The organism is Anaeromyxobacter sp. SG64 (genome assembly GCF_022690745.1).
In the GTDB taxonomy this organism is placed as follows: Bacteria; Myxococcota; Myxococcia; order Myxococcales; family Anaeromyxobacteraceae; genus Anaeromyxobacter; species Anaeromyxobacter soli.
This window is the reverse complement of record NZ_JALCZB010000136.1, coordinates 1-9,350: the sequence shown is the minus strand read 5'-3', so window position 1 is coordinate 9,350 and position 9,350 is coordinate 1. Positions and strand designations below refer to the sequence as shown.

Genomic DNA, 9,350 nt, shown 5'->3' with positions numbered 1-9,350 from the left:
GGGCCGAGCGCGAGGCGGCGGCGCGCATGGGCGAGGCGCTCGTGGACGAGCTCGAGGCCGCGCGCGCGGAGGTGGCGGAGCTGCTCGCGGGCCTCCAGGCCGCGCCCACGGTGAGGGCCGCGACCGACGCCTCGCGCCAGCTCGACGCCTGGCGCGCCACCGTCCAGCAGGCGGCGCAGGCGACGAAGGCGCGCGCCGAGGCGGGCGCGGAGGCGCTGCCCGGCGGCGAGGTGAAGCCGGGCGTGCGCGTCCGCATCGTCTCGCTCGGGCAGGAGGGCGAGGTCGTGGAGGTGGAGGGGAAGGACGCGCTCGTGCGGGCGGGGCCGCTCAAGGTCCGCCGGCCCGTCTCGGACCTCGTGCCGCTCGTGGGGAAGGCGAAGGACGCGGCGAGGCTCGGCCGCTCGCGCGCGGAGAAGCTCGCGGCGGCGGCCGAGGCGCGCCCCGACGCGCCGCGTGGCCTCGAGCGCCGCCTCGACGTGCGCGGGCTGCGGGTGGAGGAGCTCCTCCGCGAGGTGGAGCGCTTCCTCGATCGCGTCTACTCGGCCGGCGAGGCCGAGTGCCTCGTGCTCCACGGCCACGGCACCGGCGCGCTCAAGCAGGCGCTCCGCGACCACCTCTCCGCGTCGCCCTACGTTGGCGCGTTTCGCCCGGGCGACCGCCACGAGGGCGGCGACGCAGTGACCGTCGTCAGCCTCCGGCGCTGACGCCGCCGAACCCCCCGATCCTTTAGGCCGCGCGCCGCCGCCCTCGAGCCCGTGAGCTCGCGGCCGCCGTCCCCCTCCTTCGGCCAGGGGAGGCGCGCCGCGATTTCGCTCTCAGTGTTGTCCACCCATGCGGGCGCAATTCCTGCCGGCCGCGCCAATTTTTCTGCGTTCGAGGGCTGGCCCGGTGTGGTAGAGAGGAAGCACCCGTCCGAGCCTGCGCTCCCTTTTCCGTTCAGGGGCCCGGACACACCGCCGAACACATTGATTTTCGGAGGCACTGCATGAAGGCTTTGAAGAAGCTCATCGCTGCAGCCCTCACCCTTGCGCTGCCGCTCGCGGCTCTCGCGCAGGCGCCTGCTGCAGAGCAGAAGCCCGCCGAGCAGACGCCGGCGGCGCAGCCCGCGACCCCGCCGACCGCGCCTCCGGCCAAGCCGCCCGCCGCGAAGGACGAGGTGAAGGTCACGCCCTACGGCTTCATCCAGCTGAGCGCGTACGCGAACGCGAACACGTTCGCGGCGAAGGACTACCCGGCCCAGGTCGCGCGCACGCAGGCGGGCGGCTCGTACCTCATGAGCGCTCGCTACTCGCGGTTCGGCGTGCGCCTCGCGCTCGACGACGAGAACTGGACCGGCGCGAAGCTCGGCGGAACGATCGAGTTCGACTTCAAGGCCGGCCACCTCGCGACCACGTCGACCACCTGGTACAACGGCGTGATGCGCCTCCGGCTCGCCAGCATGACGGCGACCTGGAAGCAGCCGGTCGGTACCTTCACGATCCTCGCCGGGCAGGACTACGGCATCGTGACGCCGCTGTTCGCGACCTCCATCACGCACACCGCCGACCCGATCTTCTGGCAGGCCGGTAACGCCTGGCGCCGCGCTCCTCAGATCCGCGCGTCCTGGGCCGGCACGCCCGAGATGCTGGGCCTGAACGTCGCGGCCGCGGTCCTCTCCCCGCAGACGAACGACGCCGCGCCGGTGTTCACGCCGGCCAGCGCCGACTACGGCTCCGGCAACGCCTCGCGCTTCCCCAGCCTCGAGGGCCGCGTCGGCGTCAACGCGAAGCTCGATCCGGTCACGGTCGCCGCGGGCGTCGGGTACCTGTACGGCAAGCGCCGCGTGAGCGACGTCACCGGCGGGACGGGCGCCACGAAGGACCTCGACGGCACGCTCCTCGGCGTCGACGTCAACGTGACCTCGCAGTGGCTCGACGTGAAGGGCGAGTGGTTCACGAACGACGGCGCGGGCGACACGTACAACCTGATCGCCGCCGGCGCGGGCGCGGTCGCGACGGGGACTCCCCCGGTCGCGACGGCCGCTCCCGACACGGTCGAGTCGGACGGCTTCTGGGCGCAGGCGGTCCTGAAGCCCATCCCCGAGGTCTGGCTCGTCGGCGGCTACGGCCGCGAGAAGACGGACGCGGGCAGCCGTACGTCCGCCGGCCAGACCGCGGCCTCGGTCCGCCGTGAGAACGAGCAGATCCACGCCGCGGTGATCTTCAACGCCGGCAAGCACTGGAAGTTCGGCGTCGAGGGCGTCCGCACGACGACCACCTACGCAGACGGCCTCGATCAGGACGGCTGGCAGACCGCCGTGTCGTCGCAGTTCGTGTTCTAGGAAGCCGCAAGTCACAGGGGGCGCCCGCGGTGTTGAATGCCGCGGGCGCCTTCGCACGTCCAAAGGATCCCTTCTCGCAAGGAGCGGCACATGAAGAAGATGCTCGCCCCGGCCCTCGCGGCGCTCAGCCTCGCGCTCCCTGGTGCCGGACACGCGCAGGTGAAGATCGGATTCATCAACTCCATCACCGGCCCCGAGGCCCCCATCGGCGAGAACCTCACGAACGGCGTCGACATGGCCGTCGAGGACCTCAAGAAGAAGGGCGTCAACGTCCAGCTCATCAAGCAGGACGACACCGGCAAGCCGCAGGTGTCGATGAGCGCGATGGAGCAGCTCGCGACGGGCGACGAGGTCGCGGCGGTGGTCGGGCCCTACACCTCGGCCACGGCGAACGCGGTCGCGAAGCTCGCGAACCAGTACAAGGTGCCCCAGGTCGTCCCGGCCGCCGCGAAGGAGGAGATCACCAAGCAGGGGTACGACTTCGTCTTCCGGCTCAACGCCCCGGCCCACCAGTACGCGCAGTCGCTCATCGACGCCGCGAGCGAGCTCGGCAAGCCGAAGACGATCGCCTTCATCTACGAGTCGACCGACTTCGGCACGTCCGTCGCCGCTGCCGGCAAGGACTTCGCGCAGAAGAAGGGCCTCAAGATCGTCGCGGACGAGGCCTACCAGAAGGGCGCGCCCGACTACCGCTCCACGCTCACCAAGATCAAGGCCCAGAGCCCGGACCTCGTCTTCATGGTGTCCTACGTCGCGGACGCGATCCTGCTCATGCGGCAGTCGCGCGAGGTGGGGCTGAAGCCGCAGGCCTTCCTGGGCGGCGGCGCGGGCTTCGACACCGCGCAGTTCGAGAGCGAGAAGGACATCTCGAACCTCGTCTTCTCGGTGACGCAGTGGACGCCGGAGAGCACCCCGGCCGCGCAGGAGTTCGCGGACCGTTACCTCAAGAAGTACGGGAAGAAGCCGACCTACCACGCGGCCTGCGCCTACGCCTCCATGATGATCGTGGGCGAGGTCGCGCAGCAGGCGGGCGGCGATCGCAAGAAGATCCAGGAGGGGCTCAAGGCCGGCAAGTGGAACGGCATCATGGGCAACGTGGACTTCCGGGATTACGAGGGGTTCACGAACCAGAACGAGCTCGTCATGCCGGTCGTCCAGTACCAGGGCGGCAAGTCGGTGACGGTCTTCCCGAAGCAGCTCGCGAAGAAGAAGGCCGTCTACCCGTTCCCGGGCTGGAAGTGATTGGGGCGCCGCGTCACGCGGCGTGACCTTCGTACCTGGGGGCGGCGGGCCGGACACAGGCCCGCCGCCCCGTTCGTTTCGGGGGCGCGCGCCGGTCGCCCCCCGGTCGGCCGCCGATCGCCCGTTTTTCGCGCGCCGCGCGCTGACAGGCGTTGAAGTCGGCTCGACTGTTTGGTTACGCTCCCCGGCCCCTCTCGTTCTTCGCTCACCCTCGACCGGAGCCGCGGAGCCAGCCGAATGAACGTGTTCTTGCAGTCGGTGATCAGCGGGATCCTCGTGGGCGGCGTCTACGCGCTCATCGGGATCGGGCTGACGATCATCTTCGGCGTCATGCGCGTCATCAACTTCGCGCACGGCGACCTGCTCATGCTGGGGATGTACGCGACCTGGCTCGTCTTCTCGCGGCTCGGGATCGATCCCTTCGTCTCGGTCGCCATCACCGGACCGCTCCTGTTCCTGTGGGGAGCGTTCCTCCAGAAGACCCTCATCAACCGGGTGCTCAACGCGCTCCCGCAGAACCAGATCCTGCTCACGATCGGGCTCGGCCTCATCATGTCGAACTCGATCATGCTGATGTTCACCTCCGACTACCGGATCCTCACGACGACCTACTCGTCGTCGAGCTTCTCGCTCGGCGGGATCTCGATCTCGGAGCCGCTGCTCGTCGCGTTCCTCATCACGGCGGTGATCACCGCGGCGCTCTACTGGTTCCTCCTGAGGACCGACACCGGCCAGGCGATCCGCGCGACCGCCCAGGACCGCGACGCGGCGCAGCTCATGGGCATCAACGTGCAAGCGATGTCGGTGCTCGCGTTCGGCATCGGCTCCGCGCTCGCCGGGGTGGCGGGCGCGCTCATCTCGCCGACCTACTACATCTTCCCGCAGGTCGGCAGCACCTTCACGCTGAAGGCCTTCGTCATCGTGGTGCTCGGAGGTATGGGCAGCGTCATCGGCGCGACGCTCGGCGGCCTCATCATCGGGGTCACCGAGTCGCTCTCGGCGGTCTACATCGCCTCCGGCCTGAAGGAGCTCGTCGTGTTCGTGCTCTTCCTCGGGCTCCTCCTCTTCAAGCCGTCCGGCCTCCTCGGGAAGACCCGGGCCTAAGGGTGCACTCCATGGATCGGCGTCCCCTCCTCTCCCGCGCCCCCCGCGGCTTCTCCGTCCTCGGGCTCGTCCTCTTCGTGGCGGCGATCGCGGCGCTCGCGGCGTTCCCGAGCTTCGTGAAGAAGCCGTACGTCCTCCACATGGGTGTCGTGCTGTTCCTGGCGGTCATCCAGGGCCAGGCCTGGAACGTCATCGGCGGCTACGCCGGCCAGTACTCCGTCGGCCACGCCGCGTTCTTCGGCATCGGCGCGTACGTCACGATGATGCTGCTCGAGCTCAACAAGACCGCCCCGTGGGTCGGGATCTGGGCGGCGATCGCGGCGGCGGTGCTCCTGTCGCTCGTCATCGGCAGCATCACCTTCCGGCTGCGCGGACCCTACTTCGTGCTCGCCTCGATCTCGGTCACCGAGATCATCCGGCTCGCCGCGCTGCACTTCAAGGCGTTCACTCGCGGCGCCGAGGGGTTCCTCGTCACCGAGATCCCGACGCTCAAGATCGGCGCGACCGAGATCGAGTTCTTCACGAAGCGCCCGTTCTACTTCGCGGCGCTCGGGCTCGCGGTCGTCACCATCATCGCGAACTGGGCCGTGCAGCACTCGAAGCTCGGCTACTACTTCCAGGCGATCCGCGAGGACCAGGACGCCGCCCATTCGCTCGGCATCAACCCCGCCTTCTACAAGAACGTCGCGCTCGCGATCTCCGCCGCGTTCACCGCCGCGGCCGGCGGCTTCTACGCGATGTTCGTGAAGTTCATCGACCCGAACACGGTGTTCGGGCTGGACGTGTCGGTGCAGTTCGTCCTCATCTGCATCATCGGCGGCATCGGGACGATCCTCGGCCCGGTGATCGGGGCGATGGTGCTCGTGCCGCTCTCGGAGATCCTCCGCAACCCCAAGGGGCTCGTGCAGCTCGGGATCGTCTCGTCCGACTCGGGGTTCGTGCGGTTCATCGAGGCGAACCTCTCGAACGCGCACATGCTCGTGTACGGCATCCTGGTGGTGGTGGTGATCCTGTTCGCGCCCGAGGGCGTGCTGGGCGTCATCCGCCGCCTCGCGACCCGGCTGCGCCGCCGCACGCCGTCGCGCGGGCGGACGGAACCGGCGGCGACGGCCTGAGGGAGGCGACCATGGCGATCCTCGACATCGAGCACGTCTCCAAGTTCTTCGGGGGCCTCGCGGCCAACTCCGACGTCTCCTTCTCCATGGAGCAGGGGATGATCATGGGCCTCATCGGCCCGAACGGCGCGGGCAAGACCACCCTCTTCAACTGCATCACCGGCTACTACCCGCCCTCGAAGGGCGAGGTGACCTTCAAGGGCACGCGGCTCAACGGGCTCCAGCCGGATCAGGTCTGCAGGCTCGGCATGGTGCGGACGTGGCAGAAGGTCCGCCCGCTCGCGAAGCTCTCCGTGGTGGACAACGTGATGGTGGGCGCGCTCGCGCGCACCTCGAGCCTCAGGGTCGCGCGCGAGCTCGCGATGGAGCAGCTCAAGGTCGTCCGACTGGACCACAAGCCCGACTTCCTGGCGGGCGGGCTCCCCATCGGCGAGCGCAAGAAGCTGGAGGTGGCCCGCGCCCTCGCCACGAAGCCCGAGCTCCTGCTCCTCGACGAGGTGATGGGCGGCCTCAACCCCGCCGAGTCGGAGGAGATCATCCAGCTCATCCTCGAGCTCAAGAAGCGGGGCCTCACGCAGATGGTCATCGAGCACGACATGAAGGCCATCATGCGGATCTCCGACCGGATCGTGGTCCTCAACTCCGGCGAGAAGCTCGCCGAGGGCGGCCCGCGCGAGATCGCCGACAACCCCGACGTCATCGCCGCCTACCTGGGCGAGCGGGTCGAGTGACGGGAGACGACATGCTCCAGATCCGCAAGCTCAACTTCGCCTACGGCGACCTGCAGGTCCTCTGGGACGTCGACCTCGAGGTGAAGCAGGGGGAGATCGTCACCGTCGTCGGCGCGAACGGCGCCGGCAAGTCCACGATCCTGCGGAACGTCTCGCGGCTCGTCCGCCCGACCTCGGGGTCGATCATGTTCGAGGGCACGGAGCTCTCGCGCGTCCCCTCCCACAAGGTCGTGGAGATGGGGATCGTCCAGGTCCCGGAGGCGCGCCGCATCTTCCCGGAGATGACCGTCACCGAGAACCTCCGCATGGGCTCGTTCGTGAAGTCCACGCGCAAGGACCGCGAGCGCAACATGGAGCGGGTGTTCTCGCTCTTTCCCCGCCTCGCCGAGCGCAAGGGCCAGCTCGGCGGCACCATGTCCGGCGGCGAGCAGCAGATGCTCGCCATCGGGCGCGGCCTCATGGGGAACCCGCGGGTCATGCTCCTCGACGAGCCCTCGCTCGGGCTCTCGCCGCTGCTCGTGCGGAACATCTTCGAGATCATCAAGGAGATCAACCGCCAGGGAACGACCATCCTGCTCGTGGAGCAGAACGTGTTCCAGTCGCTGCGCATCTCCCATCGGGCCTACGTGCTCGAGACGGGCCGGGTGGTACTCTCCGGCCCGGGCGCCGAGCTGCTCGACAACGCGCACGTGAAGAAGGCCTTCCTGGGGATCTGATCATGGCGGACACGAAGCTCACCGTCGGCGACTGGATGACGCGGAACCCGATCACCATCGGGGACGACGCGTCGATCGTGGAGGCGATCCACCTCCTCCGCGAGCGGAACATCCGGCGGCTGCCGGTGATGAAGGGCGACAGGATCGTCGGCCTGGTGACGGAGAAGATGCTCCTCGGCTACATGCCGGCGAAGGCGACGAGCCTCGACCAGTGGGAGCTGCAGTACCTGCTCTCGAAGACGCCCGTCACCGCCGCCATGAACCCGAAGCCGCACACCGTGAAGCCGGAGACCCCCATCTCCGAGGCGGCGAAGCTCCTCCACGACCGCAAGCTGAACGGCGTCATCGTGGCCGGGACGCGCGGCGAGCTCGTGGGCATCCTCACCACGACGAACGCGCTCGAGGCGCTGATTCATTTTTCTAGATAGACGGGGGCTGCGCCCCCGCCCCAGCAGCGAAGCTGCTGGGGCCCCACCCCTGCTCGGCGGGGCCCGTGAACGGTCGCGCCCGCTTCGCGGGTTCGCGCCCGTTCCCCGCCGGAGGGGCTTCGCCCCTCCCGCGCTTTGCGCGGGGCCCTCCCCCGGCGTCGGCCGCCCGTGCGCTTCCCACGCAGACGGGCTCCGGCACCGGCCCCGCCGACGGTCGCGCGGGATCCTTAGCCCCTCAGCGCAAAAACATCTTCCCCGCGGCGAACAGGCCCACGGCGATGGCGAACGCTCGCATCCCGGCGGGCGGGAGCCGCTGCGCGAGCAGCGCGCCGATCCATCCCCCCGCCAGCGACGCGACCGCCATGATGGCCGCGACGCGCAGGTCCACCTTGCCGCTCATGGCGAAGAGGATCGCCGCGACGCCGTTCGTGAGCAGCGCGAGCAGCACCTTGAGGGCGTTCGCGTGCTGCATCGAAGACGGCACGAGGATGCCCATCGCCGCGAGCATCAGGATCCCGATGCCCGCGCCGAAGTAGCCCCCGTAGATGGAGATGAGGAGCTGGATGACCCAGTGCGCGAGGGGATGGTTGCCGACGGCGTGGCCGCCGACGAAGGTCTTGATCGGCCCCTGCAGCGCGAGGAGCGCGCAGGCGAACAGGATGAGCCAGGGGACGATCGCCGCGAACGCCGACTCGGGGAGCGCGAGGAGCAGCGCCGAGCCGATCGCGCCGCCGAGCAGCGCGGGCACGCCGAGGGTGAGCGCGCGCCGCCGCTCCTCGCCGATGTGCCGGCGATAAGCCCAGACGGAGGAGAACTGGCCGGGCCAGAGCGCGACGGTGCTCGTGGCGTTCGCGCCGACGGGGCCGAGCCCGGCCGTGAGCAGCGCCGGGAAGGTGAGGAGGGTCCCGCCGCCCGCGACCGCGTTGATCAGGCCGGCGGCGGCGGACGACGCGGTCACGAGCAGCCCGTTGGCGAGCGTCACCGTTCGTGATTAGCACGGCGCGCCCCGGCGGCGCAGCCCCCGCCGGGCGATTGCCGGGCCCGCCGCGCGGCGGCAGATCCCGGCCGGAGGTCCCGATGCACGCGACCCTCGACCGAGCCGAGATCATCCACTTCGCGGGCTGGAGCCGGCGCTCGCCTGCGCTGCGCGACGGCGCGCCGGCCCTCGTCGGCCACGGGGAGGCCGGGGAGCGCTGCGGCTGGGAGCCGTTCTTCCGCGCGCTGGCGGCGAAGGGCCTCGCGGTCGCGTTCGATCCGGGGACGCCCGGGGAGCCGCGCTTCGTCCCGCGGGCGGAGGCGGAGCCGCACCTCGGCTCCGCTCGAAGGACGCCGGTCGCGGAGGCCCGACGGTTCCTCTCGGCCCTTCGTGGAGCGCCTCCCGCCGCGAGGTAGCCCGCCGCAGCCGTTACCTTCCGCGCCGGCCGCCGCGCGGACCGCCCTTGCCACCCTTGCCGCCGCCGCTCGGGCCCCTCCCACCCTTCCCGCCCCTCCCGCCCTGCGGCCGCCCGCCCTGTGCCTTCCCGCCCTGCGCCTTGCCGCCAGGCTGACCGCGCCGCCCCGTCCTGCCGGGCGACCCGGCGTGGCCCGAGGCCTTGCGCTCGCCGCGCCCCTCGGTCCGCCGGGCGCCTGCTCCGGCCGCCCCGCGCTCGCGGCGGCTCTCCCCGCCCCGCTCGCGGCGCTCGCCCGGAGCGCCG

10 protein-coding genes are annotated in these 9,350 nt (G+C 70.5%); 9 read left to right on the top strand and 1 reads right to left on the bottom strand.

The annotated features are described in order from the left end of the window. The 8 genes from MNZ29_RS22575 to MNZ29_RS22540 all read left to right on the top strand — a co-directional run. A partial coding sequence (locus MNZ29_RS22575) for a Smr/MutS family protein (protein ID WP_242356835.1) occupies nt 1-704 on the top strand: 704 nt, incomplete at its 5' end. A gap of 281 nt (nt 705-985) precedes the next feature. Beyond that, nucleotides 986-2,320, top strand: a complete 1,335-nt coding sequence (locus MNZ29_RS22570) for a hypothetical protein (RefSeq protein ID WP_242356833.1) — start codon at nt 986-988, stop codon at nt 2,318-2,320. Nucleotides 2,321-2,410: 90 nt separating this feature from the next. Next, nucleotides 2,411-3,562: an ABC transporter substrate-binding protein gene (locus tag MNZ29_RS22565; RefSeq protein ID WP_242356831.1), complete on the top strand. Its 1,152-nt coding sequence runs from the start codon at nt 2,411-2,413 to the stop codon at nt 3,560-3,562. 237 nt (nt 3,563-3,799) lie between these two features. Beyond that, a complete protein-coding gene (locus MNZ29_RS22560; RefSeq protein WP_242341224.1) occupies nt 3,800-4,666 on the top strand; it encodes a branched-chain amino acid ABC transporter permease in 867 nt (288 codons plus the stop codon). An 11-nt stretch (nt 4,667-4,677) separates the two neighbouring features. Beyond that, a complete protein-coding gene (locus MNZ29_RS22555; RefSeq protein ID WP_242356829.1) occupies nt 4,678-5,781 on the top strand; it encodes a branched-chain amino acid ABC transporter permease in 1,104 nt (367 codons plus the stop codon). An 11-nt stretch (nt 5,782-5,792) separates the two neighbouring features. Continuing rightward, on the top strand, nt 5,793-6,512 hold the full coding sequence (locus MNZ29_RS22550) for an ABC transporter ATP-binding protein (RefSeq protein WP_242341222.1): 720 nt from the start codon (nt 5,793-5,795) through the stop codon (nt 6,510-6,512). Nucleotides 6,513-6,523: 11 nt separating this feature from the next. Beyond that, the gene (locus MNZ29_RS22545) at nt 6,524-7,228 is read left to right on the top strand and encodes an ABC transporter ATP-binding protein (RefSeq protein WP_242356827.1); all 705 of its coding nucleotides are present in this window, start codon (nt 6,524-6,526) and stop codon (nt 7,226-7,228) included. Between the two features lie 2 nt (nt 7,229-7,230). Continuing rightward, nucleotides 7,231-7,656 (top strand): CBS domain-containing protein, encoded by a 426-nt coding sequence (locus MNZ29_RS22540; protein ID WP_242341220.1) that lies wholly within the window; start codon nt 7,231-7,233, stop codon nt 7,654-7,656. Nucleotides 7,657-7,891: 235 nt separating this feature from the next. Here MNZ29_RS22540 and MNZ29_RS22535 read toward each other — a convergent pair whose 3' ends face one another. Beyond that, nucleotides 7,892-8,638, bottom strand: a complete 747-nt coding sequence (locus MNZ29_RS22535; protein ID WP_242356825.1) for a sulfite exporter TauE/SafE family protein — start codon at nt 8,636-8,638, stop codon at nt 7,892-7,894. A 95-nt stretch (nt 8,639-8,733) separates the two neighbouring features. Between MNZ29_RS22535 and MNZ29_RS22530 the strand changes: the two genes are divergently transcribed. Then, a complete protein-coding gene (locus tag MNZ29_RS22530) occupies nt 8,734-9,048 on the top strand; it encodes a hypothetical protein (protein ID WP_242356823.1) in 315 nt (104 codons plus the stop codon). Nucleotides 9,049-9,350: the final 302 nt, after the last annotated feature.

Excerpts from the sequence above, each read along its gene's own strand:
- MNZ29_RS22565 (WP_242356831.1), top strand. The coding sequence starts at position 2,411 with ATGAAGAAGATGCTCGCCCCGGCCCTCGCGGCGCTCAGCCTCGCGCTC.
- MNZ29_RS22540 (WP_242341220.1), top strand. The coding sequence starts at position 7,231 with ATGGCGGACACGAAGCTCACCGTCGGCGACTGGATGACGCGGAACCCG.
- MNZ29_RS22555 (WP_242356829.1), top strand. The coding sequence starts at position 4,678 with ATGGATCGGCGTCCCCTCCTCTCCCGCGCCCCCCGCGGCTTCTCCGTC.
- MNZ29_RS22560 (WP_242341224.1), top strand. The coding sequence starts at position 3,800 with ATGAACGTGTTCTTGCAGTCGGTGATCAGCGGGATCCTCGTGGGCGGC.
- MNZ29_RS22530 (WP_242356823.1), top strand. The coding sequence starts at position 8,734 with ATGCACGCGACCCTCGACCGAGCCGAGATCATCCACTTCGCGGGCTGG.
- MNZ29_RS22545 (WP_242356827.1), top strand. The coding sequence starts at position 6,524 with ATGCTCCAGATCCGCAAGCTCAACTTCGCCTACGGCGACCTGCAGGTC.
- MNZ29_RS22570 (WP_242356833.1), top strand. The coding sequence starts at position 986 with ATGAAGGCTTTGAAGAAGCTCATCGCTGCAGCCCTCACCCTTGCGCTG.
- MNZ29_RS22550 (WP_242341222.1), top strand. The coding sequence starts at position 5,793 with ATGGCGATCCTCGACATCGAGCACGTCTCCAAGTTCTTCGGGGGCCTC.